At 61.1% G+C, this 25,199-nt stretch carries 25 protein-coding genes; 14 read left to right on the top strand and 11 right to left on the bottom strand.

What is annotated here, in order from left to right; all coding sequences use genetic code 11:
- Positions 1-10: 10 nt before the first annotated feature.
- Complete coding sequence (locus FZX13_RS07140; RefSeq protein WP_226408800.1) at positions 11-1,282, bottom strand: methionine gamma-lyase family protein; 1,272 nt, start codon at positions 1,280-1,282, stop codon at positions 11-13.
- Positions 1,283-1,449: 167 nt separating this feature from the next.
- On the opposite strand from FZX13_RS07140, the gene FZX13_RS07135 reads away from it, so the two are divergent.
- From FZX13_RS07135 to FZX13_RS07105, 7 genes are all read left to right on the top strand, one after another.
- Complete coding sequence (locus tag FZX13_RS07135) at positions 1,450-2,361, top strand: fatty acid desaturase (RefSeq protein ID WP_115024585.1); 912 nt, start codon at positions 1,450-1,452, stop codon at positions 2,359-2,361.
- A gap of 77 nt (positions 2,362-2,438) precedes the next feature.
- Positions 2,439-2,897, top strand: a complete 459-nt coding sequence (gene rplI / locus FZX13_RS07130; protein ID WP_115024586.1) for a 50S ribosomal protein L9 — start codon at positions 2,439-2,441, stop codon at positions 2,895-2,897.
- Positions 2,898-2,968: 71 nt separating this feature from the next.
- Positions 2,969-4,375, top strand: coding sequence for a replicative DNA helicase (gene dnaB, locus FZX13_RS07125; protein ID WP_166016292.1), 1,407 nt, complete (start codon positions 2,969-2,971; stop codon positions 4,373-4,375).
- 21 nt (positions 4,376-4,396) lie between these two features.
- Positions 4,397-6,328: a tRNA uridine-5-carboxymethylaminomethyl(34) synthesis enzyme MnmG gene (mnmG, locus tag FZX13_RS07120; protein WP_226408798.1), complete on the top strand. Its 1,932-nt coding sequence runs from the start codon at positions 4,397-4,399 to the stop codon at positions 6,326-6,328.
- A gap of 24 nt (positions 6,329-6,352) precedes the next feature.
- A complete protein-coding gene (locus FZX13_RS07115) occupies positions 6,353-7,021 on the top strand; it encodes a pilus assembly protein PilZ (RefSeq protein WP_226408796.1) in 669 nt (222 codons plus the stop codon).
- Positions 7,018-7,617: a chorismate lyase gene (locus tag FZX13_RS07110; protein ID WP_170952202.1), complete on the top strand. Its 600-nt coding sequence runs from the start codon at positions 7,018-7,020 to the stop codon at positions 7,615-7,617. The genes FZX13_RS07115 and FZX13_RS07110 overlap by 4 nt, the downstream gene beginning before the upstream one ends.
- 90 nt (positions 7,618-7,707) lie before the next feature.
- Complete coding sequence (locus tag FZX13_RS07105; RefSeq protein ID WP_226408794.1) at positions 7,708-8,145, top strand: hypothetical protein; 438 nt, start codon at positions 7,708-7,710, stop codon at positions 8,143-8,145.
- Here the strand turns inward: FZX13_RS07105 and FZX13_RS07100 are convergent.
- Both FZX13_RS07100 and FZX13_RS07095 read right to left on the bottom strand, forming a co-directional pair.
- Complete coding sequence (locus tag FZX13_RS07100; protein WP_226408792.1) at positions 8,142-8,672, bottom strand: hypothetical protein; 531 nt, start codon at positions 8,670-8,672, stop codon at positions 8,142-8,144. The two genes, FZX13_RS07105 and FZX13_RS07100, sit on opposite strands and share 4 nt — an antisense overlap.
- A 105-nt stretch (positions 8,673-8,777) precedes the next feature.
- Positions 8,778-9,320 carry a SprT family zinc-dependent metalloprotease gene (locus FZX13_RS07095; protein WP_226408790.1) on the bottom strand — a complete coding sequence of 181 codons (543 nt, stop codon included), beginning with the start codon at positions 9,318-9,320 and terminating at the stop codon, positions 8,778-8,780.
- Between the two features lie 79 nt (positions 9,321-9,399).
- Between FZX13_RS07095 and FZX13_RS07090 the strand changes: the two genes are divergently transcribed.
- The 3 genes from FZX13_RS07090 to FZX13_RS07080 are packed head-to-tail and all read left to right on the top strand — an operon-like array spanning position 9,400 to position 12,036.
- Positions 9,400-9,819, top strand: coding sequence for a hypothetical protein (locus FZX13_RS07090; RefSeq protein WP_115094811.1), 420 nt, complete (start codon positions 9,400-9,402; stop codon positions 9,817-9,819).
- Complete coding sequence (gene ligA, locus FZX13_RS07085) at positions 9,812-11,854, top strand: NAD-dependent DNA ligase LigA (RefSeq protein ID WP_226408788.1); 2,043 nt, start codon at positions 9,812-9,814, stop codon at positions 11,852-11,854. The genes FZX13_RS07090 and ligA overlap by 8 nt, the downstream gene beginning before the upstream one ends.
- Complete coding sequence (locus FZX13_RS07080) at positions 11,851-12,036, top strand: hypothetical protein (protein WP_226408786.1); 186 nt, start codon at positions 11,851-11,853, stop codon at positions 12,034-12,036. The genes ligA and FZX13_RS07080 overlap by 4 nt, the downstream gene beginning before the upstream one ends.
- On the opposite strand, the gene FZX13_RS07075 is transcribed toward FZX13_RS07080, so the two are convergent.
- The 6 genes from FZX13_RS07075 to FZX13_RS07050 form a co-directional block, all read right to left on the bottom strand.
- Positions 12,012-12,632 carry a TVP38/TMEM64 family protein gene (locus tag FZX13_RS07075; protein WP_370630798.1) on the bottom strand — a complete coding sequence of 207 codons (621 nt, stop codon included), beginning with the start codon at positions 12,630-12,632 and terminating at the stop codon, positions 12,012-12,014. The two genes, FZX13_RS07080 and FZX13_RS07075, sit on opposite strands and share 25 nt — an antisense overlap.
- A gap of 294 nt (positions 12,633-12,926) precedes the next feature.
- Positions 12,927-14,453 (bottom strand): GMC oxidoreductase, encoded by a 1,527-nt coding sequence (locus FZX13_RS07070; protein WP_226408844.1) that lies wholly within the window; start codon positions 14,451-14,453, stop codon positions 12,927-12,929.
- A 551-nt stretch (positions 14,454-15,004) separates the two neighbouring features.
- Positions 15,005-15,793, bottom strand: coding sequence for an ABC transporter permease (locus FZX13_RS07065; protein ID WP_226408782.1), 789 nt, complete (start codon positions 15,791-15,793; stop codon positions 15,005-15,007).
- Positions 15,793-16,590, bottom strand: coding sequence for an ABC-2 family transporter protein (locus FZX13_RS07060; RefSeq protein WP_115024598.1), 798 nt, complete (start codon positions 16,588-16,590; stop codon positions 15,793-15,795). The genes FZX13_RS07065 and FZX13_RS07060 overlap by 1 nt, the downstream gene beginning before the upstream one ends.
- The gene (locus FZX13_RS07055; RefSeq protein WP_226408780.1) at positions 16,590-17,564 is read right to left on the bottom strand and encodes an ATP-binding cassette domain-containing protein; all 975 of its coding nucleotides are present in this window, start codon (positions 17,562-17,564) and stop codon (positions 16,590-16,592) included. The genes FZX13_RS07060 and FZX13_RS07055 overlap by 1 nt, the downstream gene beginning before the upstream one ends.
- Positions 17,565-17,568: 4 nt before the next feature.
- The gene (locus FZX13_RS07050) at positions 17,569-20,313 is read right to left on the bottom strand and encodes a valine--tRNA ligase (RefSeq protein ID WP_226408778.1); all 2,745 of its coding nucleotides are present in this window, start codon (positions 20,311-20,313) and stop codon (positions 17,569-17,571) included.
- 88 nt (positions 20,314-20,401) lie between these two features.
- Here FZX13_RS07050 and FZX13_RS07045 point away from each other — a divergent pair, with 88 nt between their 5' ends.
- Both FZX13_RS07045 and FZX13_RS07040 read left to right on the top strand, forming a co-directional pair.
- Entirely contained in the window at positions 20,402-21,652 is a 1,251-nt protein-coding gene (locus tag FZX13_RS07045; protein ID WP_226408776.1) for an extracellular solute-binding protein, read from the top strand.
- Positions 21,649-22,974: a mechanosensitive ion channel domain-containing protein gene (locus FZX13_RS07040; protein ID WP_226408774.1), complete on the top strand. Its 1,326-nt coding sequence runs from the start codon at positions 21,649-21,651 to the stop codon at positions 22,972-22,974. Before FZX13_RS07045 ends, FZX13_RS07040 begins: the two co-directional genes overlap by 4 nt.
- On the opposite strand, the gene FZX13_RS07035 is transcribed toward FZX13_RS07040, so the two are convergent.
- On the bottom strand, positions 22,954-23,577 hold the full coding sequence (locus tag FZX13_RS07035; RefSeq protein WP_226408772.1) for a 2OG-Fe(II) oxygenase: 624 nt from the start codon (positions 23,575-23,577) through the stop codon (positions 22,954-22,956). The genes FZX13_RS07040 and FZX13_RS07035 overlap by 21 nt on opposite strands.
- Positions 23,574-24,026, bottom strand: coding sequence for a protein phosphatase (locus tag FZX13_RS07030; protein WP_226408770.1), 453 nt, complete (start codon positions 24,024-24,026; stop codon positions 23,574-23,576). The genes FZX13_RS07035 and FZX13_RS07030 overlap by 4 nt, the downstream gene beginning before the upstream one ends.
- 54 nt (positions 24,027-24,080) lie before the next feature.
- Here FZX13_RS07030 and FZX13_RS07025 point away from each other — a divergent pair, with 54 nt between their 5' ends.
- Both FZX13_RS07025 and FZX13_RS07020 read left to right on the top strand, forming a co-directional pair.
- Positions 24,081-24,338, top strand: a complete 258-nt coding sequence (locus FZX13_RS07025; RefSeq protein ID WP_115094798.1) for a hypothetical protein — start codon at positions 24,081-24,083, stop codon at positions 24,336-24,338.
- A 41-nt stretch (positions 24,339-24,379) separates the two neighbouring features.
- A complete protein-coding gene (locus tag FZX13_RS07020; protein WP_226408768.1) occupies positions 24,380-25,171 on the top strand; it encodes a methyltransferase domain-containing protein in 792 nt (263 codons plus the stop codon).
- Positions 25,172-25,199 lie beyond the last annotated feature (28 nt).

Below are 25,199 nucleotides of genomic sequence, written 5' to 3'. Positions count from 1 at the left end.
CGACGCAGTTTCAGGTGATCCCAGTTTGCGTGAAATTGATCAGTCCTGCCGCATTCAGGTCACACAACGCACGGGACAACGCCAGGCGAATGTGGGCCCGATGGGTGCCGCCCTGCACGTACAGGTTGAAGGGTTCCCGTAGCGGCGCATCGGCCGAAAATTCACTGGTGGAGCCGTCAATGAACGTCCCCCCTGCCATCACGAGATCGGAGGCATACCCCGGCATGGATGCAGGCACCGGATCGAGGTAAGCGCCAATCGGTGATGTCGACTGGAAGGCTCGACACACAACTTTGAGGGCTTCCGGACTTCCCAGCCGAACCGCCTGAATCAAATCGCTACGCACCGCGCCCGGCATCGGATTGACAGGGAAACCAAGTCGCGCAAACACCCCCGCCACGAGATCCGCGCCTATCAATGCCTCCGACACCATCTGCGGTGCCAGGAACAGGCCCTGCAGCACCAGCCGCTGCAGGTCAAATCCCGTACCGCCCTCACGACCGATCCCCGGCGCCGTGAGCCGGCAGCAGGCCTGCTCGACAAGATCAGCCCGTCCGGCGATGTAACCGCCAGTGGGGGCAATGGTGCCGCCGAGATTCTTGATCAAGGATCCAGCGATGAGATCCGCCCCAACAGCGGTTGGCTCCTGCTCCTGCACCAACTCTCCGTAACAGTTGTCGACAAAGACAACGCAGTCGGGCTGGCGCGCATGGATGCGTTCACACAGCTTTGCGATCCGATCGACCGTGACCGAGGGCCGCCAGCTGTAACCACAACTTCGCTGGATCAGCACCATCCGACAGGGCTGCTCCAAGGCCTGACTCAACGCCACCTCATCCACTGCCCCGTCGGGCTGCAGGTCGATTTCGTCGTAAGCGATCCCGAACTCTGCAAGGGAGCCCTGACCCTGACCGCGGAGACCGATGACCTCTTCCAAGGTGTCGTAGGGGCGCCCCGTGATGGACAGCAAACGATCACCGGGCCTCAACACCCCAAACAACGCTGCCGCAATGGCATGGGTGCCGCTCACGAATTGCAGGCGCACTGCTGCGGCTTCGGCCCCCAGCACCCGGGCAAAGACCCGATCCACCACCTCACGCCCTTGGTCACCATGGCCGTAGCCGGTCAGCGAAGTGAAGTGCTGTGTACCCACACGCTCAGCCGACAGCGCATCCAAGACCCGTTGCAAACGCAGCTCCACGGACGCCGTCCTCGCTGCGGCAAGTTCAGCCTGATCCCTTGCCACCACTTCGATCAGATGATTTGCGATTGCACTAATCACCCGTTTCCTTGCTGAGTTCTTGCCTTCATAGGTCCTGACCGACGCGACTCTTCCGAACGTGCCAAGCCTCTGCACTTCGTGAACTCCTTTAGATTTCTGTCACTAACGGCACCATCCGCTCCACGGTTTCCCTGTCTGAGCGGCTTGTCAATTTCAGGAGAATCCGATTGGTTTCCTCGCAAACAGCTGACACCCGTGAGCTACGCCAGCGGGCAGCGGTGGTGGCACGGCGTGAGCCCCTGCCAGCCCGTCAGCGCAAGCTGAAGATGGGTACCACCAGCTTCATGCTGGTGATGCACGTGCTAGCCACCGTGGCCCTGCTTCCAAGGTTCTGGAGCTGGCAGGGCGTTGTGGCTTTCGGAGTTTTGTACTGGATGACTGTGCTGGGCGTCACGCTTGGTCTGCACCGTCTGGTCGCACACCGCAGCTTGGTGGTTCCGGTATGGGTGGAGCGCATCCTGGTGCTCATGGGCACCCTGGCCTGTCAGAGCGGCCCGATCGAGTGGGTGGGATTGCATCGCCATCACCATCGCTTCTCCGATCAACCCAATGATCACCATGACGCTGGGCGTGGGCTGTGGTGGAGCCACAGCGAATGGATGCTGCACGACATCCCTGCTTTAAGAGAGCTCGACCGTTACGCCGGCGACCTTCAATGCGATCCGTTTTATCGCTGGCTCGACCGCTGGTTCCTACTCCTTCAAATCCCCCTGGGACTTGGGCTGTACTGGTTCGGGGAAACTGCACAGGTGCATGGTGGAGGCCTTGGCTTGGTTCTGTGGGCCATCCCGCTCCGCCTCGTGGTTGTCTATCACGTGACTTGGCTGGTGAATTCAGCCACCCACGCCTTCGGATACCGCAACTTCGATTGCCCTGACCTGTCGCGCAATTGCTGGTGGGTGGCTTTGCTCTCGTTCGGTGAGGGTTGGCACAACAACCACCACGCTCACCCCGCAAGCGCTCGCCACGGTCTGCGCTGGTTTGAATTTGATTTCACCTGGCAACACGTGCGGCTGCTCAAGCGTCTTGGTCTGGCAAGCCGTGTCCGCACTGCTCGTTACGTCAACGAAGCCTCCTGAGGCTCTGAGACTTTTGACCAACAGGCCACGTCGTAACGTGGTCGATCGCACCCGCCTTCATCCATCGTTCCGGTCCCATGCCTAAGCGTGTAAAAGTCGTTCTGAATGAGGACCTCCTCAGCCTGGGCAAGGACGGAGACCTGGTGGAGGTTGCTCCGGGTTACGCCCGTAACTTCCTGCTCCCCTTCGGCAAAGCTGTGCCTCTCACCCCAGCGGTGATGAAGCAGGTGGAGCACCGCCGGGCCAAGGAAGCTGAACGCCAGGCAGCTCTGAAGCAGGAAGCCCTCGACTTCAAGACCGCCCTTTCCACCATCGGTCGTTTCACCGTCAAGAAGCAGACCGGTGAAGACAACGTGCTATTCGGCACCGTGACCAATGGTGATGTGGCCGAAGCCATCGAAGCAGCCACCAAGAAGGAGATCGACCGCCGCGACATCGTGGTGCCCGAAATCCATCGCACAGGCAAGTTCACCGTCACGGTGAAGCTTCACAGCGAAGTTACCGCCGAGATCAACCTGGAAGTGGTCAGCTACTGATCCCTGATCAAACAACACTCAAACGGCTCATCCGAGCCAGAGTGTGATTCCTTTCGTAGCGCCCTGCCGCCATGGTGAGCGTCCCCCTGCCAGAGAAGAATGATGGGGGACGCCGTGGTTATGGCCAGGGCCGTCGCGACGACGAGCCGAACTTCGAGGCCCTGCCCGATTCCGTCCCGCCCCAGAACCTGGAGGCGGAAGAAGCGGTGTTGGGCGGCATCCTGCTGGATCCTGATGCAATCGGCCGTGTGGCTGACGTGCTGCAGCCGGAAGCCTTCTATCTGAACGCCCACCGGGAGATCTTTCGCACCGCGCTGATGCTGCACGGACAGGGCAAGCCGACGGATCTCACCGCCATGAGCGCCTGGCTGGCCGACACCGGCGCCCTCGAGAAGGTAGGCGGCAACAACCGACTGGTGGAGCTGGTGGAGCGGGTTCCCTCCACCGCCTCGATCGAGCAGGTGGCCCGGCTGGTAATGGACAAGTTCCTACGCCGCCAGCTGATCCGCTCCGGCAACGAAGTCATTCAACTGGGATTTGATCAGAGCCTGCCCATGGAGCAGGTGCTGGACCAAGCGGAGCAGAAGATCTTCGCCATCAGCCAAGAGAAACCTTCCAAGGGTCTGACCCCCACAGCCGAAATCCTCACCCAGACCTTTGAGGAGATCGAGAGCCGCTCACTGGGCACCTCAGTGGCCGGCATCCCGGTGAACTTCTACGACCTGGATGCGATGACCCAGGGACTGCAACGCAGCGACCTGATCATCGTGGCCGGCCGGCCAGCCATGGGAAAAACCTCGATTGTGCTGAACCTGGCCAAGAACGTGGCCCAGCTGCACGACCTGCCGGTGTGCCTCTTCTCCCTGGAGATGAGCAAGGAGCAGCTCACCTATCGCTTGCTCTCGATGGAGGTAGGCATCGAGGCGGGCCGGCTGCGCACCGGCCGCTTGCAACAGGAGGAGTGGCCCCTGCTGGGCCAGGGCATCAACAGCCTGGGACAACTGCCGATCTTCATCGACGACAAGCCCAACTCCGGGGTTTTGGAAATGCGCTCGCTCTGCCGTCGGCTGATGGCCGAACAGGGCAAAGAGCTGGGGCTGGTGATGATCGATTACCTGCAACTGATGGAAGGCTCGGGCTCGGACAACCGAGTGCAAGAGCTGTCGCGCATCACCCGGGGCCTGAAGCAGATGGCCCGGGAACTGAATGTGCCCGTGATTGCCCTTTCCCAGCTGAGCCGGGGTGTTGAGTCACGCACCAACAAGCGACCGATGCTGAGCGACTTGCGGGAATCGGGCTCGATCGAGCAGGACGCCGACTTGGTGCTGATGATCTATCGCGACGAGTATTACAACCCGGAAACTCCAGACCGGGGCATCACCGAGGTGATCGTGACCAAGCACCGCAACGGACCGGTGGGCACGGTAAAGCTGCTGTTCGAGCCGCAGTTCACCCGCTTCCGCAACCTGGCGGCCTGATCCAGATCAGATAATGAAGCCATGAGCTTCAGCGCCGCCCCCACTGAATCCTTCGACGTGATCGTGGTTGGCGGCGGCCATGCCGGTTGTGAAGCGGCCATCACGGCCGCTCGACTTGGCCTGAACACCGCCCTGTTCAGCCTCAATCTCGATCGAATCGCCTGGCAGCCCTGCAACCCGGCCGTCGGTGGCCCGGCCAAAAGCCAGCTCGTCCATGAAGTGGATGCCCTCGGTGGCGTGATCGGGCGCTTGGCCGATGCCACCGCCATCCAGAAGCGCATCCTCAACGCCAGCCGCGGCCCAGCGGTGTGGGCCCTGCGCGCCCAAACCGACAAGCGCCTTTATTCCCGCCAGATGCTGCAACTGCTGCAGCACACCCCCAACCTCGCCCTGCGCGAAGCGATGGTGACCGGTCTTGAAACAACGGGGGACGGCGACCAGCAACGCATCAGCGGCATCCGCACTTATTTCGGCAGCGTCTATGGCGCTGAGGCTGTGATCCTCACAGCCGGCACCTTCCTGGGGGGCCGCATCTGGGTGGGGCATCAATCGATGGCCGCCGGCCGCGCTGGTGAACAGGCCGCCGAAGGCCTTACCGAGGCTCTCCAGCAACTTGGATTCCACACCGACCGGCTGAAAACGGGCACCCCCGCTCGGGTGGACCGGCGCAGCATCGCCCTCGACCAGCTCGAAGAGCAACCCAGCGACGCCGCCGATCGCTTCTTCTCCTTTGACCCGGCCGCCTGGGTGAGCGGTGAGCAGATGAGCTGCCACATCACCCGCACTACCGCCGAAACCCATCAGCTGATTCGCGACAACCTTCACCTCACCGCCATCTACGGCGGCGTGATCGACAGCAAAGGCCCGCGCTACTGCCCCTCGATCGAAGACAAGATCGTGCGCTTCGCTGACAAAGACAGCCACCAGATCTTCCTCGAGCCGGAGGGTCGCGACACCCCGGAGATCTATGTGCAGGGCTTCTCCACCGGCCTGCCGGAACCAATCCAGCTGCAACTGCTGCGCAGCCTGCCGGGATTGGAGCAAGCCGTGATGCTGCGGCCGGCCTATTCGGTTGATTACGACTACCTGCCTGCCACCCAGCTCAAGCCATCCCTGGAAACCAAGCGAGTGCGTGGCCTGTTCAGCGCCGGACAGCTCAACGGCACCACGGGCTATGAGGAAGCCGCCGCCCAGGGCCTGGTGGCCGGCGTCAACGCTGCCCGGCTGATCGGCAACCAGGAGCCGGTGCACTTCCCCCGCGAGGGCAGCTACATCGGCACGATGATCGACGATCTGGTGAGCAAAGACCTACGCGAGCCTTACCGGGTGCTGACCAGCCGCAGCGAATACCGCCTGATCCTGCGGGGTGACAACGCCGACCGCCGACTGACGCCTTTAGGCCGTGAGCTTGGCCTGATCGACGATCGCCGCTGGCAGCTTTTCGAAGACAAGCTCCAGGCGATGGAGGGCGAAAAGCAGCGGCTTGAAACTGTGCGCCTCAAGGTGAGTGATCCAGTGGCCCCAGCAGTGGAGGAAGAGACGGGCGCAGCCATCAAAGGCTCGATCACCCTGGCCGACCTGCTGCGCCGACCCGGCATGCACGCCGCGGATCTGGTGCGCCATGGCCTGGCTGATGCCGACCTGCCCCTGCCGGTGCGGGAAGGAGCTGAGATCGACATCAAATACAGCGGCTACCTGCAACGCCAACAACAACAGATCGATCAGGTGAAACGCCAGAGCCAGCGCAAGCTGCCTGCGGATCTGAACTACGCCGGCATCGGCACCCTCTCCAACGAAGCCCGCGAAAAGCTCGCTGCGATTCAACCCAGCACCCTTGGCCAGGCCAGCCGGATCCCCGGCGTCAGCAAGGCCGACATCACAGCCCTGCTGATGTGGCTGGAACTTCAGAAAAGGGAACACCAACCCCTCGCCCCTACCGCAGAAGCTCGATAGCGTTGGCGTCTTGAAACGTCTGCAGTGTCAGCACGGGTTCCCACCTCACGCGCCTACTGGAACCTGCGAGCCGAGCAGGTGATGGACCAGGTGTTTGACCGTGAGACGGTCACCGCCCCGAGCCAGCCACACCTGGTGCCGGTGGATGTGGATGTGCACGAACCAACGGCACCAGCACCCAACCGCCGCTCCCCTACCCCCTGGCTGCTTCCGCTGATGAGTGGCGTGGCCGTTGCCGGGGTGATCTGCAGCGCCTGGCTGGTAAGCAGCCTGCAGCGCTCCCGCCTGGACCTGGAACGGCAGCAAAGCGTCGCCCTGATCGAGCGGCTGCGCGACCAACTCGCTGCCCAGGAGACCCGCCCAGAAACAACGGTCACGCCCGAGGAGGCTTCAGAAGCGGTCTTGAGCCTGGAACCGCTGACCCTGCCGATCAAACAGCCGTTGACGGCCGTTCCCCAAAGCAGCGATCAAGCCCCGGCTCCGATCGAGCCCACCCCCCAACTCACAGGCGTGGTGCAGGGTCCCGGTGGAACCAGTTCCGCCATTTTTCAGCTGGGACAGGGGTCGGTGTCCGCCGGCATCGGTGATGCCATCGGCAGCAGCGGTTGGGTTCTCGACAACGTCACCGATAGCGGTGCTGTGATCAGCCGCAACGGCCAGAGCCAAACCCTTTCGGTGGGAGGACTCTTCTGAACCCCACCCAGCGACTTCACCCATCACCGCACCAGCTCTGGCAAGCCCCCACCGACGCCGTGCTCTCGGCGGAGGGACCGCGACAACTACCAGGACCCTGGCGGCTGATGCTGCTGGGTGATGGCAGCCCAACCCGCCACCTGCGACTCCTAACCGGTTCACCGGTCGCCGTGGATTTGATCGCCATGGAGGCCGACCAGAGCGACCACCCCGGGGCACCGGAGGAAGTGAAGGAACTGATGGCACCCTTGCTGCGCCGTCAGGTCTGGCTGACCTGCGGCGGCACACCCCTGGCCTGGGCGGAAAGCTGGTGGAACCAAGCTGAAGCGGATTGGCACCTGCGGGACCGCAATCAACCGATCTGGAAAAGCCTGACCGAAGGACGCTCTGAGCTGTTCCGGGAGGTGGACGGCTTGGCCCTGGTGGAGGGAGATTGGCTCGACCAGACCTTTGGCTATCGCGGCCCGTATTGGAGCCGCCACTACCGCTTCTTCCGCCAAGGCAAGGCCCTCACCGTGATTCGCGAAGTGTTCAGCCCGCAGCTCGAAACCTGGCTCGGGCCCACGCTGCGCCAGGAGTTTCAACAAAGTTCATGAACAAACCCTCGAGTTTGTTGGGATTTGCTCTTGACAACTTGCCAAGAGTTGTGCTCTCAGGAAGATGTAGGCACTTCGGTTCACCGTGTCATGGCTGCCACCACCTCTTGGCTCAGCCTCACCGACCTCGGTCGGATCTACGGCATATCAGCCATTCACTGCGGCAAGACCCTCGAGCATCAAGGCTGGCGTGACCGTCGAGGTCGCCCCACCCAGAGCGCACTCGACGCCAATGCCGCAATGCAGACAGGGCCCCACGGCCAAGGGCGAAGCGTGCTCTGGAACCGCGAAGTCTGCAGCCATCTGCTGGAACAAAAGGGGTACGAGCCCATGAGCCGCAGCCTCCAAATCGAACAGTGGACCCAACTGCTGGAGGCCCTCCAGGTTGGATCGCCGTCGATCACCGCCACAGCCGACCAAATGGCGGAAGACATGCCCGGGGAACTGCTCGACGACGTAAACCACAAACTGGCCGAACGGGGCTGCCGCTATCGGGTCAACCCACGTTCGCTTCACGCCAGCCGTTAATCGGCCCGGCGGCGGCTGGAACGCGGCAGTGCCCTTCTTGCGGAAGTCGGATTCGGAGCGGCTTCGGGCTCCGGACGGGCTGCCGGCTGAGCTGAGCGCGACCAGCGCTGCAGCCGGAAGCTGTCGTCCTCCGGCCACTCGCCCTGGTCTGCTGCGTTGAACTCCTGAACCACAGGCGGCGTTGACGTTGGCACAGGTGCCGGCACAGAACGGCGGCCCCGGCGTGAGATTGCATCGAGGGGGCGCCGGGCTGAACGCATGGAACGCACGGGCTCCGGGCGGCCCCGCCCGGACTCTTGCCAAGGCTCCTGCCAGTCGTCGTCCTCTTCCAGCAGCCACTCGACTTTTTCACCGACCCAGCGGCCCACTGAATCGAGGTCCAAACCGGAACGCCGCTGCCCGGGTCGTTGTCCAGGCCGCCGGCCGGAGACACCATCGACGAGCTGACGTCCGGTTTCCAAAAATTGATCAAGACGGCGATCCCGCTGATCACGGAACCGGTCCAACCGATCGAATCGCTCCTCCATCCCCTGACGTTACCGACGGCGGCGGCGCAACCACTGTTCCCGCCGCAATCCCAACAACACAATCACCACACCACCGCATTCAAGGGACAGCCAGAACACCTCCATCTAGCCCTCCGCCTCCACATAACTGAGCACACAGCTGGCATCCCAGCGGCCGTGAAAGTGCTCGACGCAACAGGCGCGGCAGGCGGCATTGCGCGTGCGTCTCCGGCAGGGAGTGCGACGCCCGCAGCGGGGACAGACCGCCAGCCAGCGGGGCGGCCGGGGCGGCACCGGATAGCTGTGGCGAATGCTCACCTGAAAGCGACTCTGGGCCGCATTGATCGCTGCCATCCGAGCCCGGAACAGCGGTCCATGGCTTTCCCGGCGGCGCTGCACCAGATCGACCCATGCGTGGATCATCTCGTGACAAAGCGTGCTTTCCGTAGCGGTCTGCGGCAGCGGTTCCAAGACGGGTCGCGACAGAACGATCTCGCTGCCGCGTCCCTCGCCCACCCCTGGGCCACGCCGATAAAACCCCGCGGTGCGGCTCATCCGCCCATCACTCCAACGCACAGCCGTCAGCGGCTGCCCAGCATCCACCAGAACACCTCCGAAATGCTCCCGGTTGAGGCGGTGAAACAACGGCAGCAGGGGCTGCAAAGGCACAGAGCAGGGGGGGAGGGGATCCGAATCAGCGCCATCTTGCCGTGGTCAGTCAGACTCGGCCCTGCTTTGACAGCTGGTGATGGAACTAGGACTGGTGCGTGACATCGGCAGCAAAGCTTTGCTGGCGGGAGGAGTCACCCTGCTGGGGTACTGGATTTACAACGCCGTCAAGTTGGTGCTTGACGCCCGCGGGATCAACCCCCTGATCAAGCAGTTCTTCACGCAGGTTGCTGCCGGCCGCATCGATGCCGCCTACCTGCTCACCACCAAGGCCTATCGGCAGCACGTGAGCCGCCAGCAGTTCATCCGCTTCCTGGCCGACCTCAAGCTGAACAAGTTCCGCAATCTCAAGTCCGGACGCCCCCGCGTGCAGGAAGGCAACTTGCTCCTCACCGTGAAATTGAAGTCCGAGGGTGACGAGGAGCTGCCCCTCGACTTCACCTTCACCAAGGTGGAGGACAACTGGCGCATTGCCCGCATCAACCGGGTCAATGCCTGATCCGCACGAGCGGGCCGCGGAACTGCGGCAACTGCTCAACCGTGCTGGCCACGCCTACTACGTTCTCGATGCTCCTGTGATGGAGGACGCGGTCTACGACCGCCTCTATCGCGAGCTGCTCGAGCTGGAAGAGAGCCATCTTGATCTGCAACGTCCCGACAGCCCCACCCAGCGGGTGGGTGGGGCTCCAGCGGAAGGGTTCAGCAGCGTTGAACACCGTGTGGGACTGCTCAGCCTCGACAACGCCTTCAACCGCGACGACCTACAGGCCTGGCATGAGCGGCTGCTAAAGGTGCTGGACCGACCCAACGACACCCAGCTGCCCCTGGTGGGGGAACTGAAAATTGATGGCAACGCCCTCGCCCTGAGCTACCGCCATGGGGTGCTGGAGCGGGCCGCCACCCGTGGCGACGGCAGCCGCGGGGAAGAGATCACCGCCAACGTGCGCACGATCAGCTCGATTCCCCTTCGCCTGCAAATCGACAATCCACCGGAATGGGTGGAGGTGAGAGGGGAGGCCTTCATCCCCGATGCCACCTTCGCGGCGATCAATGCCGAACGCGAACAACGGGGCGAAGCCCTGTTCGCCAATCCCCGCAATGCCTGCGCCGGAACCCTGCGCCAACTGGACCCAAAAGTGGTGGCCGCCCGCCGGCTCGACTTCTTCGCCTACACCCTGCATCTGCCAGGTGACGCCCAACCCCCCAGCCAATGGGCTGCTCTGGAGTGGCTCAACACGGCTGGTTTCCGCGTGAACCCGAACCGGGAGCTCTGTGCCGATCTGGCCGCCATCCATCGCTTCTGCGACCACTGGGAACAGGGTCGCCATGACCTCCCCTATGCCACCGACGGCGTGGTGGTGAAACTGAACGACCTGCTGCTGCAAGACGAAGCCGGCTTCACCCAGAAGGCACCGCGCTGGGCAATCGCCCTCAAATACCCCGCCGAAGAGGCCCCCACCCGTCTGCTGCGCGTTGGCGCTCAGGTGGGCCGCACCGGTGCCATCACCCCCGTCGCCGAATTCGAAGCGGTGGCTTTGGCGGGCACCAGCGTCAGCCGCGCCACCCTCCACAACGCCGATCGGATTGCTGAACTGGATCTGCATCTGGGCGACACCATCGTGGTGCGCAAAGCCGGAGAGATCATTCCCGAAGTGGTGCGGGTACTGCCGGAGCTCAGGCCCAGCGACGCCACTCCGGTACAACTGCCGCAGCACTGCCCCGAATGTGGCTCCAGCCTGGTGCGGGAGAGCGATGAAGCCGCCACCCGCTGTGTGAACAGCAGCTGCCCGGCGATCCTGCGGGGTGGTCTGCGGCACTGGGTGAGCAAGGGCGCCCTGGATGTGGATGGCCTCGGCAGCAAGTTGATCGAACAACTGGTGGACCGCGGCCTAGTGCGCTCTCTCGCCGATCTCTACCGGCTGGATGCCGCCCTGCTCGCCAGCCTGGATCGGATGGGGGACAAATCGGTCACCAACCTGGTGGCCGCCCTGGAGTCCTCCAAACAGCAGGCCTGGCACCGCCAGCTCTACGGCCTGGGAATACGTCACATCGGTGAGGTCAACGCCAAAGCTCTCGCCGCTGACTTCTTCAGCATCGACAGCCTCGCAGCAGCCGCTCTGGATGCCCCGGAGCGGATCGCCGAACTGCACGGCATCGGCTCGGAAATCAGCGCCAGCCTCGGCCAATGGCTGCGCACGCCCGCTAACCAACAGCTGCTGCAGGACTTGCGCAGCGTCGGCCTCTCCCTGGAAGCAAGTGCCTCTGAGCAGGAAGCCGCGAGCCAAGCCGGAGCTGACGCCGACGGCGTGCTGCAGGGCAAGACCCTGGTTCTCACAGGAACACTCCCCAGCCTGAGCCGCAGCGACGCCAAAGCGCTAATCGAAGCGGCCGGCGGCAAGGTGAGCGGCAGCGTCAGCAAAAAGACCAACTATTTGGTGGCGGGAGAAGCCGCCGGCAGCAAACTGACCAAAGCCGAGAGCCTCGGGGTGACAGTGCTCAGCGAAGACGACCTCACCGCCATGCTGCAGCCATGACCCAATCCCGCCCTGCACTGCATCGCTGGATCAAGACCGACTGCGGACGGGCCAAGCTGGCTGACCTGCAGCAGCGCCGCGGCCCGCTCGCCCGCGCGCGCCTGGCCTGGTTCATCCTGATCGCAGCCCTGCGGGACTGGCGTCTTCTCGATCCCGATCAGAGTGACGTCTCCACATCCTGAAGCGCCCGCCGGGCTGCCCGGCTCACCAGCCAGACCACGGCCAGCGTGGCGAGCACCCCCACCACCCGCAGCGCCCAGGTACCGGCATCGGCCTCACCCCCCAGCACTTCACCGAAACGGGCCACATCTCCGGCCAGCGCCCCCAAACCACAAAACAACACGGTGCCGGGAAGAATCCCAATCAAGCCGATGCTGTAGTCCCGCAGGCTTACCTCACTGAGGCCGTAGGCGAGGTTGAGCAGGGAAAAGGGAAAAGCGGGCGAGAGGCGCGTCAGTAAAACCAGCTTCAGCCCCTCCTTGCTGACGGCCCGCTCCACCGCCTGCAGCTTGGGGAGCTGCTCCAAGCGGCGCTGGGCCCAGTCGCGGAGCACCGAACGCCCCAGCAAAAACACCACCACCGCCCCCAGGCAAGCCCCAACGAACACCAGGCCACTGCCAAGCCAGGTTCCATAGAGAACTCCGGCCAGCATCGAAGCCCACACCCCCGGCAGTAGCAGCGTCACCCAGAGGGCATAAAGCGGAATGAACAGCAGCGCCCCAGCTGGGGAGCGCAGCAGCTCCAACACATCCGGCAGCCAGTGCTGAATGAAAACCATCGGCCAACCAACAAGAGCGAACATCACACGTCGCAGACGTCAAGATATCTACTGACTCCAGACGCCGCCAAGAAACAAACACTAAAAAAGAAAATGCATGCCAAGCCTGGATCGCTAACAAGCCAAGACTGACTAAAAATGAAAACTCATGAGCCCAAAAGAAATACCGTCAAATAATCATTAGCCAGGTAATATGGGGCAATACTGCAAGATTTAACCAACGAGTCTCCATAGTTGATTCAATCTCAAAACCTATCCCAGCGAAATAGCACAATAATATTTAGCGGCGAAAAATCAACGCCCTGCCTTGATCATATTAACGCATTTCTCTGCAACAACATAAGCAGTCAACATTGGATTTCGACTAACATGATCAGGGAAGATCGAGCAGTCTGCCACTCTTAGATTCTCAACTCCATGAACTTTAAGCGCAGAATCAACGACAGCATAATTGTCTGAAGATGGTCCCATCTTGCAAGTTCCACAGGCGTGCCAAATCGTGACCGAGCGATCAGTGACATACTTCTCAATCGCTCGAGTATCAGCGATCATCTCGTCATTCAATACTGCAATACCTTCAGAAATATCTTGAAGAGCTCCACTCGTCAGCAATTGATAGCCACGTCGCACACCCTCGACCATCTTACGAAGGTCCTCCGGGTGAGAATTAAGACGATGATCAATACGGGGCTGAACAGATAGATCTAGCGAATCAATCGTGACCTGACCACGCGACTCGGGACGATTAAGCACAACACCAGCGCCAAACATTAGTCCGCGGCGAGGATCCGCCCCAGGAAAACGTTCAGCGCCAAGCTTGCCGAGACAATAAATTTGCATATCATTGATATAAGCACTACCCAATGCGGTGTATTCGATCAAAACCTGAACATCGGCGTCGGATTCATTAACAACACCGGCCTTCGGATAAGAAGCAACCACCGCAAGCGAATGATCGATCAAGTTGCTGCCAACTCCCTGCAGTCCCAAAACTGGTGAAACACCCAAACGATCCAGATCATTTAAAGAGCCGATACCGGATCGCAGCAAAATAGCTGGTGAATTTATTGACCCACAGGAGACAATGACCTCACCACCCAAGAGTATTTCAGACTGACCAGATGAGTTAATCACTTCAACACCAGCGGCCTTCTTGCCATCAAATACAACGCGATTCACCATGGTTTGCTCGATGATCATCAGATTGGGACGATCCTGAGCCGACAACAGATATGCGATGGAGCTAGACACCCGCAAAACACCGTCATCACCACGGTTCATGGGGATCGGCCCAACACCATCTCGACCCTCGGGATGGTTGTGATCTTGGATCCATGGATACCCTAGATCAATCGCTGTACGGCGATATGCCTTTACACATGTCGAATAGTCTTTTTGCTTATAGCGTCGTACAGGGATCGGCCCATTCGCACCATGGTAAGACTCACCTCCATGGTCAATATCATTTTCAATAAGGTTGTAGAGGGGTGCCACATCAGACCAACCCCAGCCATCATTTCCGAGTTCTTCCCACTGACGAAAATCTTGCTCTAAGCCACGAAGAGCAATGGTGCCGTTCACCGATGAGCAGCCGCCCGTCAGACGTCCACGTGCATAGGGAAATTCACGACCAGGGACAACATCCGCAATGTAATGCCAATCATGAGATTCAAGCGAAACAGCATGAGCATTATAAATATCAGCAGGCAGTACATTCAAAGAGCGGTAATGAGGGCCCGCTTCAATCAACAAAACCTTGGTGCTTGGGTCATCACTCAGTCGAGCTGCAATAGCTGCACCACTGTTGCCACCGCCGGCAATGATGTAATCAAAAGAGCTGATGATACTGAGAGAATTAGAAAATGCAGAGACCAGAATAATTGAGCATCCAATTACTCCAAGAAGTCCCAGATGGCCTCAGAAGCAATTCAAAGCAATGAAGCAAAGCTCAAAGCCAGAGGTCTCAAAAGAAACTAGCCAGACCAAGCGAACGAAACGGGAACGCAATATTTCTCAATCAAAAAGCCTGGTATTAAACGCATCAAAAGTCTTCACCTTAATTCACCTTCCAAGCGCAATAGCTGATCGCCAAGCGAGCGAATACTGCTTTGGCAAAAGATTCGATCCGAAACTTCTTGATTTGTGTAGAACGAATAGACATAACAACCATCTACGCTCCAGCCTTATATCACTCAGCAACGATCAAACATTGAACAAACCGAGGAAAGCAATTCAGAACATCGGATTATCAAGCCATTAAATGCACCAAAGCAACACCAACAGCGTGTTCCAAATCACATTATTGATGTCTTTACTTATCTGATGGCGATGATATCAAGCGAAATCACCATGCATGCAGCGGAGCATTGCACTCAACTGGAGGCTGAGGTGTAAAACCGCAGGGCAAACAACCAGAAGGCCCGCGCCGCTGCAAAGAACAGCACCGCCAGCGCCAAGCCCGCCAGCAGCATTGGTGCCGCGGCTTTCCCAAGCAACACCTGGGCCGGAACCGTGGTGAGAAAAGCCACGGGCAGCACCAGGGTGAACAGCAGACGCAAGGCCGGCGGGTAGGCGTTGAGGGGATAACGACCGGACGCCAGCAGGGCCCGCAACACCTCGGTGGCATTCCAGGTTTTGACGAACCAGATACTGGTGGCAGCGATCAGAAACCAGAGCGAATAAAGAATCAAGCCACCGGCCAGCAGCATCACCAGCACGGTGAGCAGTGAGGACAAGGTGAGCACTACGCCGGCCTGATGGCTGCCCCAGGCCAGCAGCACAAGCCCCAGGCCGATCTCCGGCAACCCAGCCGGAGACAGGGTGCGGAGCGACAACCAGAACTGGCTGTCGATCGGCTTGAGCAGCACGAAATCCAGGGTGCCCTCCCGCACATGGGTGACGATCGCCCCAAGATTCGGGCGCAACCAGGTGGTGGCCATGCCATCGAACACGGTGTAAAGCCCCTGCACCATCAGGGCCTGGGCCCAACTCCAACCCCCCAGGGTCTGATCGGGGCCATAAAACAGCGAAAGTAGAAACAGGCTGCCGCTGAGGCTCATCGCCACCGCCAGCAGCTCGATCAACACGTTGGCCTGGTATTCCAACTGCACCGCCACGGCGGTACTCCAGAAGCGACGCAACGTCCGCAAGTACCGCCCCATCAGGCCCCCATCGCGCTGTAACGGCGAACGCCGGACCGCCAGAGCAACAGCACCAACGGCAGTAACAGAGCCACCCAGGCCAGCTGCGCCCCAAAGCCCGCCATCAAATTCACCGGCTGACCGGCCAGCACCCGGGCCGGGAAATCGATCAGATACGGGAAGGGCGTCCACTGGGCCACAGCCCGCACCGCCGGCGGAAACGCCGTGAGCGGCGCCAACAGACCGGACAGAAACACGAAGGGAATGAACTGAAGCCGCTCCAGGGCGCTGGCCTTCTCACTCCAGAAGCACAGGGCCGCGATCAAGCTCTGGAACAGGAAGGCGATGGCAAAGGCCATCCAGGTGGCGAGCCAAGCCAGCACAAAGCCCCCCAATGACGGCAACCAGAAGGCCTGGGGCTGCACAGCAAAAAACACCACAGCAATCAAGGCTGCGAAGGGCAGGCGGGTGAGCTGCTCACCCAGATGGGCCGCCACATAACGCCAGAGCGGATGCAGCGGCTGCAGCAGATAGGGCGACAGCCGGCCCAGCAGGGCGTCCTCCTCGAAGGCATAGACGACCCAAACCACCGAGAACTGGCGCACCAGATAAGCGCTGAGGAAATAGCGATCCAGGGCCACACCATCGAGCCCCAGTCCCGAGCGGGCCTCGCTGCCACTCCAGACGCTGAGCATGATGAACGGCAGCACACCTGAGAGTGCCCAGAGGGCGATCTCAGCGCGGTACTCGAGCATGTGGGCGTATTGGGAGCCCAGCAGCACCCGGATGATCCTGCGGTTCAACCCGAAGATCCGCATCAGACGCGCCCCTGCCGAAATAGCCCACCGATCAATTCTTCGATGGGCGGATCAGTCACATCCAAATCACGCACGGGGAAGCGGTCCAACAACTGGGCCACCACCGCGGTGAGCTGGTCCCGCGGCACCAGCAGCCGCACGTCACACCCCTCCAGCTGCTCAAGACGTCCCAGCCCGGCCAGTGCTCCCGGCTCAATCAGCGACTCCAATTTCAGCCGCACCTCCCGCTCCGGCGCCAATTGATCGGCCAGAGCCTCGAGGGGGCCGTCATGGAACAACCGCCCCTGGTGGATCAACAGCACCCGAGGGCACAGGGCCGTGATATCAGCCATGTAGTGACTGGTGAGCAACACGGTTGCCCCCGTGCGGCGGTTGTAGTCCGCCAGGAACTGACGCACCCGGGCCTGGGCATTCACATCCAGCCCAAGAGTCGGTTCATCGAGGAACAGCACCTCCGGCTCGTGCAACAAGGCCGCCAGCAATTCGGCCTTCATGCGCTGGCCAAGGGAAAGTTTGCGCACCGGCCGGGTGAGCTCCTCCCCCAGCTCCAGCAGATCGGCCAGCTCGCTGACCCGCCGCCGGGCCACACCATCGGGGATGCCATACACCGCCGCATTCACCCGCAGGGAATCCATCGGCGGCAGATCCCAAAGCAGTTGCTGCTTCTGCCCCATCACCAAAGTGATCCGGCGCAGGAACTCCGCCTGGCGGCGCTTCGGACTGAAGCCCGCCACCTGCACCTCCCCAGCGCTGGGGTGAATCAAGCCGCAGAGCATCTTCAAGGTGGTGGTTTTGCCAGCGCCGTTGGCGCCGAGAAAGCCCACCATCTCGCCGGGCTCGATCGTGAAAGAGACGTCCTGCACCGCCGTCACGTCCCGGGTGCGGCGCCGAATGAAATGGCGCAGGGTGCCGGCCAAACCGGGCTGCTTCTCGGCAATCCGGTAGCTCTTGCTCAGCCCCTGAACCTGAATCACCGAATCAGCTCAGGTCGGCCAAGCGCTTACGGGCCAAATCGGCCTGGGCCTGCTTCTCATCCAAGTTGGCCTGACACTCAGCCACCACCTCCGGCGGTGCCTTATCAGCGAAGTTGGGATTCCCCAAACGGCCCGCCAGGCCCTTGATCTCCTTCTCCGCCTTGGCGATGTCTTTCTCGAGGCGACTCTTCAGCGCATCAAGGTCGACCAAACCTTCGATCGGCAGCAGCACCTGCAGCTCACCGCTCACCCCCGCCAAGGCCTTGGCCACCGGAGCGGCATCAGCCTCTGTTGGTGTCACCACCGCAACCGACTCCGCCCGGGTCAGCGCCGTGATGTCGGCCCTGCCTTGGCTGAGAACAGCCGCCAGCTCACCGCGGCCGGTGACGAAGCGCACCGGCACCGACTGGGAGGGCTTGAGACCCGCCACAGCGCGAAGGTTGCGCACCACACGAATGGCACCGATCAGCTCGGCGAAGGAGGCTTCTAACCCATCATCCAAAGCGCTTTGATCCAACACCGGCCAGGGTTGCAGGGCCAGGAAGCTGGTCTCCGGCTCACCGGTGACGCTGTGCCAGAGCTCCTCGGTGAGGTGGGGCATCAGCGGATGCAGCATCAGGTGCATCTGGCTGATCACCTTGGCCAGAACCTGCTTGGCCACCCGCTGATCGGCGAGGGCCTCGGCTGAGGGGTTCTCACCGGGGTTAAGCCGGCGCTTGCTCAGCTCCAGATACCAGTCGCAAACGTCGTTCCAGGCGAACTCGTAGAGGCCCTTAGCCGCTTCACCCAGGCCGTAGTTGCTGTAGCGCTCGGCTGTCTCCCGATTCACCCGGGCCAGGCGGGAGAGGATCCAGCGGTCCGCCAGCTGCAGCGCAGCGGGGTCGGGATCCCCGAGTTGAGCCGGCGTTTCGCCGCCCAGGTTCATCAGGGCGAAGCGGGTGGCGTTCCAAAGCTTGTTGGCGAAATTGCGCGAGGCCTCCACCGTGGCGGAGGTGTCCTTCTTCCGGTCGTAATCCAGGCGGATGTCCTGACCAGCGCCAGCCACTTCCCGCACCAGGGCGAAGCGCAGGGCATCAGTGCCGTAGCGGTCGATCAGCAGCAGCGGATCGATGCCGTTGCCGGCGCTCTTGCTCATCTTGCGGTTCTGCTCGTCCCGCACCAAGCCGTGGATGTAGACGTCCTGGAAGGGCATCTCGCCGGTGAAGGCGCCGGCCATCATCGTCATCCGGGCCACCCAGAAAAAGATGATGTCGAAGCCCGTCACCAGGGTGCTGGTGGGATACCAACGCTGCAGATCGGCGCTGCTCGCATCGGGCCAGCCCAAGGTGGAAAAGGGCCACAGGCCACTGGAGAACCAGGTGTCGAGCACGTCTTCGTCCTGCTCGATCTCCGCCGCCGCGCCGTATTCCGCCTGGGCCTTCTCCAGGGCTTCGGCTTCGTTGCGGGCCACCACGTAGGGCGTGGTGTCGGTGTACTTGCCGCCGCTCTCACTGATCACGAACCAGGCGGGGATGCGATGCCCCCACCAAAGCTGACGGCTGATGCACCAGTCGCGGATGTCGGTGAGCCAGTCGCGGTAGACCTTCTCCCAGCGTTCAGGAATGAAGCGGGGATCCTGCTGTTCCAGAGCCTCACGGCAGCGGGCCGCTAGGGGCTCGGTTTTGACAAACCACTGGGTGGACAGCAGCGGCTCCACCGGCACTTTGCCGCGGTCGGAATAGGGAACGCTGTGGCGGTAGTCCTCCACCTTCACCAGCAGCCCCAGCTCCTCCAAGCCGGCCACCACGGCCTTGCGAGCCTCGAAGCGATCGAGCCCCTCGAACTGGCCAGCCTCTTTGTTCATCGTGCCGTTCTTGCGCATCACCGTGATCTGGGGCAGACCGTGGCGCTGACCGATGGCGAAATCGTTGGGATCGTGGGCCGGCGTCACCTTGACGCAGCCAGTGCCGAAGTCTTTCTCCACGTGGTCGTCGGCCACGATCGGAATCTCGCGATCCACAAACGGCAGCTTGAGGGTTTGACCCACCAGATGGGCGTAGCGCTCGTCGGTGGGATTCACCGCCACCGCCGTGTCGCCCAACATCGTTTCGGGCCGGGTGGTGGCCACCTCCAGATGGCCTTCACCGCTGCTGAGGGGATAACGGAAATGCCAGAGGTGACCGTCCACCTCCTTCATGTCCACCTCCAGATCGCTCACCGCCGAGCCCGAGGCGGGGCACCAATTCACCAGGTATTCACCGCGGTAGATCAGCCCCTGCTCATGCAGCCGCACGAAGGCCTCCTTCACCGCCTCACTAAGGCCCTCATCGAGGGTGAAGCGCTGGCGCTTCCAATCAACGGAATAGCCCAGACGGCGCAGCTGGCCCACGATCCGTCCACCGCTTTCGGCCTTCCACAGCCAGGCCCGCTCCAGGAAGGCGTCACGGCCAAGATCGTGGCGGGTCTTGCCCTCCTCCTTCAGCTGCTTCTCCAGGATCGTCTGCACCGCGATCGAGGCGTGGTCGGTGCCGGGCAGACACAACACGTTCTTTCCAGCCAAACGCTGGTAGCGCACGATCGTGTCGATCAAGGCCGTGTTGAAGGCATGGCCCATGTGCAGGCTGCCGGTCACGTTCGGTGGCGGGATCACCACCGAGAACGATTCACCGGGCGCCTTCGGGTCGGGATGGAAGGCTCCCTGGTCGTCCCAGGCCTGTTGCCATCGGGCCTCCGTGCCAACCGGGTCGTAGGTCTTGGCCAGTTCGGGCACGGAATGCTCAGCGTTTCAGCAGGACATGCTCGCAAAGCCCTGCCCACTCCGGCCAACGTCCCTAGCATCGGCCCACCGAAGCGATGGCATGGGCGCACTCCGGATCCAGCATCTGGCCCTGGGTATCGCTCTGGCAACCCTCAGTGCAGGCTGCAGCAGCTGGCGTCCACCGGTTGTGATCAAGGTGGTTCGAACGGTGAACAGCGCGGAGACCATCTCGAGCAAGGATTACGAGCGTTTGCGAGAGGTCACCGAAGACGCAATCGATCACATCAGAAGTGTCGACCCCTCGATTCGCCCTCAGCTGACGCTGTCGACCCAAGCCAACTTCGTTGACGAAATTGCTGATCAAACCCGAAGCGGATTTGGCCCAGACCTTTTGATCACTGACAGCGACACCGCCTTGGAGCTCTACCGGCGCAAGCTGACCGATCCCATAAAAATCTCCCCAGAGGATCGAGCTGACACGCCGAACTACCTGTTCAACCTCGTTACCGCTGAAGACGGCCTGTTGGTGGGGCGACCCGTGAACCAATTTGTGCAATTGGCTTGTTTCAACAACGAGCGGATGGAGATTCCGCCAGAAACCCTGGAGGACATGGAAGAAGAAAGCGAAAACAACAACTTCGGCATGGCATTGCAACTGAAAGACCTGTTTTGGAGTGCCGAAGCCTTTGACGCGGGGGAAGCGATGGAAGCAGCCCTAGCGAAGCGTCCTCCCGATCCAGATCGCCAATCCAAGGTCACCCAATGGCTTCATTGGCTCGAATCCGCGAGCTATCAGCAAAACATCCGCTTTTTGAATAACCAACGCAGCCTCAGAAAGGCATTGATTTCTGGCGAGCTCGACTGGATCACCTGCTGGAGCAGCAGCCTGCGGGAATTGCGAGAGCAAATGGGAGAAAAACTTGCCCTTGCACCGCTCCCCAAAGGACCATCAACGAAGCTCAAAGCCGCCACCAAACTTCAGGTGTGGTCGCTGGGGCGAAATTCAAGCCGAACACAGCGGGAGAAGGCCCTGGTGATGATCGACTTCATCACCAAACCCTGGGCGCAGAAGACCTACGCCCTGGCCGGACGAAATTCGCTGCCGGTGAATCGCAAAGCAGCAAAAATCGTGGCTTCCAAAATTCCTGGCGGGACGGCTGCTTTGGTGATGTACGCGCAGGAGTCGATCAAGGAAAAAGCCGCAAAAGGCCAATCCAAAGCACGCGTTTTCCGCGATCCAGCTCGATATCAAGAGATCTCTGATGCCTTGATGGACACCATCTATGACGTACGCAGCCCGGAAGAATCGACCAAAGACATCATCAACAGTCTTCGCGGAGAGAAGAAGTGATTACAGCTCTGGCATCGGAAACAACCACCTGGCTGGGCTATTTGCAGCGTGGCTCTGTGCTTATCCAAGTGGGATTGTTTGTTGCAGCAATTAGCAGTGAATCTCGGGTGAAGCGCAGGCTCAATAGCCCCCTCATCGCCAGCCTGACCCATCTGATCGTGCCGTTGGCGCTGCTCCTCAGCTCCACGGTTTTAACCCTGGCCGGCATCACAGCGGGCTTTCTGCAGTATCTGGCGCTGCTCTGGGTGCTGTGGCGCTGCGTCGAGCCCAGCAAACAGCTGATCCTCGGCCGCTTCCCCAAAGTTCCCGTGGAAGAGATCGATAAATCGTTCTTCCGGCCTGTGCTCCTGGTGGTGTCGATCCTCACCTTTTTCCAGATGCTGGGAAGCCGGGAATCGCTTTCGCTGATTTCCCTCGGTGACGTGTTTGGGGTGACCCTCACCATCGGCAAATTGTTCACCGCCCTGGTGATCGTTTATCTGGTCATCGCCCTGGCCAGCCGTCCGGCAGCCTTCGTCTCCTGGCTCGGGGGCAACTTCTTCGGCATGAAGCCCCAAAGCCGCGTAGCGCTGGAAGTGATTCTTCGGTACTCGGTAATCGGCGTCGGCGTGATGGGGGTGGCGTATTACATCGGAATCAATGGCACCGCCTTAGTGGCAGTTGCCGGGGGCCTTTCCGTGGGAATCGGTTTTGGCATCAAGGAGATCATCTCCAACTTCATCAGCAGCCTCTGGTTGTTGTTTGAGGGATCGGTGCGCCCCGGCGAAATCCTCATGATCAACGGCGACCCCTGCACCGTGCGAAAGCTGGGATTGCGCGCCACGCAATTGCGCCGGGGCCGCGATGGAGCCGAACTGTTGGTCCCCAACCAGAACTTCTTCACCCAAGAGGCTGAGTCGTACACCGCCGGAGAAACCTCCCGCCGGGATGTGGTGGCCGTAGGAGCGGCCTATCACCACGAACCCAGTCAAGTGATTGCGGTCTTGGTGGAGGTCGCCCGCAAACACGAAAAGGTGCTGCAGTACCCACCCCCGGCAGCCTTCACCGTCGATTTCGCTGATTCATCGATCAACTACAAACTGCTGTTCTGGGTACGCAACCCACTGGAGGCGTTTGCTGTTGGGAGTGATTTACGCCAAGCCATCTGGACGGCTTTTGAAGAGAACGGCATCGGCATCCCCTTCCCACAACGCCAGGTTTACCCGATGGAGTGGCCACCATCAAAAGATCAGACCCTACGCATAGGTGCTGCCGCCAATCAGTTGCAAGTGGAAGACGCCATCCCAGAGGACCAGCCCAGCTCAACGGGCGAGGCGACTTAAGTAGTCCTCCTGACGCCCGGCATTGATCCAACCGGTGGCGATCAGCTTGCTTGCGCTCTCACTCACCCGTCCCCGATGAATGTGGGATGGACCCGCCGGGAAGATCACCAGCTTGCCCCGCTCCGCCGGTTCGTGATGGTCCTGCCAATGAAACTCGGTGCCCGCCTCATCCACGTCGTTGCAATAAAGAATCCAGGCCAGCACTCGGTGCACCGGTTCGGTGGCCTCATCGCTCATGGTCCAATCACAGTGCCAACGCTTGAACCCTTCCCCCGGGGCGTAGTGCTGAAGATTGAAGATCGGATTGACAAACAGGCTCTGCTGCGGGCAGCACTGACGGAACATCGGTCGCTCCTGCAAATAGCGATCCAACCCTGCCGTCACCCCACGAAAGATCAGTTGTGAAAGGGCGAAGGATTCGGGTTCCGAGCGATCAATCGCCACCAGGCTGATGTCGGTGCTCTGTTTCGCCGGTTCGCCTGTACCCTCCGGCCCAAAGGCCACGCCAGGACGCTGCAAATCCAAGCGGCGCGGGAAGAACTCACTCACGGCATCAGCCACCGACTCGAACCCGGCATTGCGGTAACGGCCGATCAAGTTCATGCCGTTGCCACCATTCTGGGAATCGCCACCACAGCATCCAAGGCCTGCCAGCGTCCACGATCCGCCACCACCTGATCCTGAAGCTTCACCTGTTCAATCACCACCGCGGCCCGTTCGAGATCCAGAGGAACACCAGGGCCCATCGGCAGCACCAGCACCTGCTGCTCAGCCGGATCGGCCATCACCTGAAGATCGAGATCCTCCAGTTCCCTTTCAAAGAACACCCGCCGCATCCGGGTGGTGAGGCTTGGACCAAGCGCCTCGACGAAACGGGCCATGCCGGCTTCATCCCCGGAGCTGCCGCAATTCAACGACAACCAGATCAACAACTTCACCCAACTTTCTGCCGTCCAGAGGGGTTGGAAGCTCTCCCGATGTTGCCGCACCAATTCAGCAATCGAGAAATCAAACAGCGTGGCCTGGAGGCCAGTGGCATCAGCGGAATCCATGCTGTTCATCCTCTCCTGTGAAAGGTCAGACTGGGGCGACTGGCTATTCGCACCATGGCCCTGGACCTGAACGATCCCGAACTCGAGTTCTCCGATCTGGTCTACGCCTACCAGAGCTGGGTGATGGCGGTGATCAACGACGAAAAACTCGACAGCGAGGACAAGCTGCTCACCGATGACATCGCCGAGGACGCCCTGAACTCGATGCGCTTCTTGCCCGGCGAGGTGACCAGCGCCATCGAAACCAGCCTGGCCCGCGTCTACGACGTCGACGCCGACGAACTGGCCGAATTGCTGTTCCCGGAAGACTGAAGCTGGGTTCGGACGCCGCACCACCAAGGGACCCCTACCTATTGGGAACCCACACCGAGGAGCTGGAACGCCTGCGTTTCCAGCACTCTCTTTGGCGACCGACGGCCCAAGCCGCCTGGCAGCGCGCCGGCCTCCATTTGGGGGAGAGCGTGCTCGACCTGGGTGCGGGGCCAGGGTTCGCTGCAGCAGATCTGGCGAATGCTGTGGGTGGCCAAGGTCGCGTCCTGGGGTTGGAACGCAGTGGGGTTTACGTCGCATCGGGTCGCCGCATGGCGGAACAAGCCGGCTTGCATCAACTGGAACTCCGCCAACAGGATCTGCTCAAAGATCCCTGGCCAAGGGAATTCTTCGATCTGGTGTGGTGCCGCTGGGTGGCCATGTTTTTGCCCCAGCTGGAGCCCCTCTTGGCTGGGGTGGATCAGTGCATCCAACCTGGCGGACGCTGGTTAATCCATGAATACGTCCACTGGGACACCTTCGGGCTGCATCCCCACGGACGAGCGATTCAACGCTTTGGCCGGGCCTGTCAGAGCAGTTTTCGTGAAGACGGCGGCGATCCCGACGTCAACCGGAAACTCCCCGGTTTGCTCCACCAGCGCGGATGGCAGATCGAGCACCTGAAGCCAATCCCCGTATTGGGCGATGCAGCATCCATGGCAGGGCAATGGATGGAGAGATTTGTCCTGGTGTTCGGCCAGCAACTCCAACACCTAGGCCACTGGAGTGCAGACGACGCACTGGAGGCTCAGGACGAAATCGCTCGCGCCCACGCTGATCCTGGTTGCTACTGGGTCGGACCAACCGTGTTGGAGGTCCTGGCGCGACGACCCTGAAAGCAAAATCGGCACAATGACGTCACTC

The sequence above is a fragment of the Synechococcus sp. MU1625 genome (assembly GCF_020514205.1).
Taxonomy (GTDB): Bacteria; Cyanobacteriota; Cyanobacteriia; order PCC-6307; family Cyanobiaceae; genus Parasynechococcus.
This window is presented reverse-complemented; position numbering and strand designations above follow the sequence as displayed.

What these genes read in the sequence shown, in the direction of transcription:
- FZX13_RS07045 (WP_226408776.1), top strand. Translation starts at nt 20,402, where the DNA reads ATGGGCGCACTCCGGATCCAGCATCTGGCCCTGGGTATCGCTCTGGCA.
- FZX13_RS07090 (WP_115094811.1), top strand. Translation starts at nt 9,400, where the DNA reads ATGGAACTAGGACTGGTGCGTGACATCGGCAGCAAAGCTTTGCTGGCG.
- mnmG (WP_226408798.1), top strand. Translation starts at nt 4,397, where the DNA reads ATGAGCTTCAGCGCCGCCCCCACTGAATCCTTCGACGTGATCGTGGTT.
- FZX13_RS07075 (WP_370630798.1), bottom strand. Translation starts at nt 12,632, where the DNA reads ATGGTTTTCATTCAGCACTGGCTGCCGGATGTGTTGGAGCTGCTGCGC.
- dnaB (WP_166016292.1), top strand. Translation starts at nt 2,969, where the DNA reads ATGGTGAGCGTCCCCCTGCCAGAGAAGAATGATGGGGGACGCCGTGGT.
- FZX13_RS07025 (WP_115094798.1), top strand. Translation starts at nt 24,081, where the DNA reads ATGGCCCTGGACCTGAACGATCCCGAACTCGAGTTCTCCGATCTGGTC.
- FZX13_RS07105 (WP_226408794.1), top strand. Translation starts at nt 7,708, where the DNA reads ATGGCTGCCACCACCTCTTGGCTCAGCCTCACCGACCTCGGTCGGATC.
- FZX13_RS07030 (WP_226408770.1), bottom strand. Translation starts at nt 24,026, where the DNA reads ATGGATTCCGCTGATGCCACTGGCCTCCAGGCCACGCTGTTTGATTTC.
- FZX13_RS07060 (WP_115024598.1), bottom strand. Translation starts at nt 16,590, where the DNA reads ATGCGGATCTTCGGGTTGAACCGCAGGATCATCCGGGTGCTGCTGGGC.
- FZX13_RS07035 (WP_226408772.1), bottom strand. Translation starts at nt 23,577, where the DNA reads ATGAACTTGATCGGCCGTTACCGCAATGCCGGGTTCGAGTCGGTGGCT.
- ligA (WP_226408788.1), top strand. Translation starts at nt 9,812, where the DNA reads ATGCCTGATCCGCACGAGCGGGCCGCGGAACTGCGGCAACTGCTCAAC.
- FZX13_RS07080 (WP_226408786.1), top strand. Translation starts at nt 11,851, where the DNA reads ATGACCCAATCCCGCCCTGCACTGCATCGCTGGATCAAGACCGACTGC.
- FZX13_RS07100 (WP_226408792.1), bottom strand. Translation starts at nt 8,672, where the DNA reads ATGGAGGAGCGATTCGATCGGTTGGACCGGTTCCGTGATCAGCGGGAT.
- FZX13_RS07065 (WP_226408782.1), bottom strand. Translation starts at nt 15,793, where the DNA reads ATGGGGCGGTACTTGCGGACGTTGCGTCGCTTCTGGAGTACCGCCGTG.
- rplI (WP_115024586.1), top strand. Translation starts at nt 2,439, where the DNA reads ATGCCTAAGCGTGTAAAAGTCGTTCTGAATGAGGACCTCCTCAGCCTG.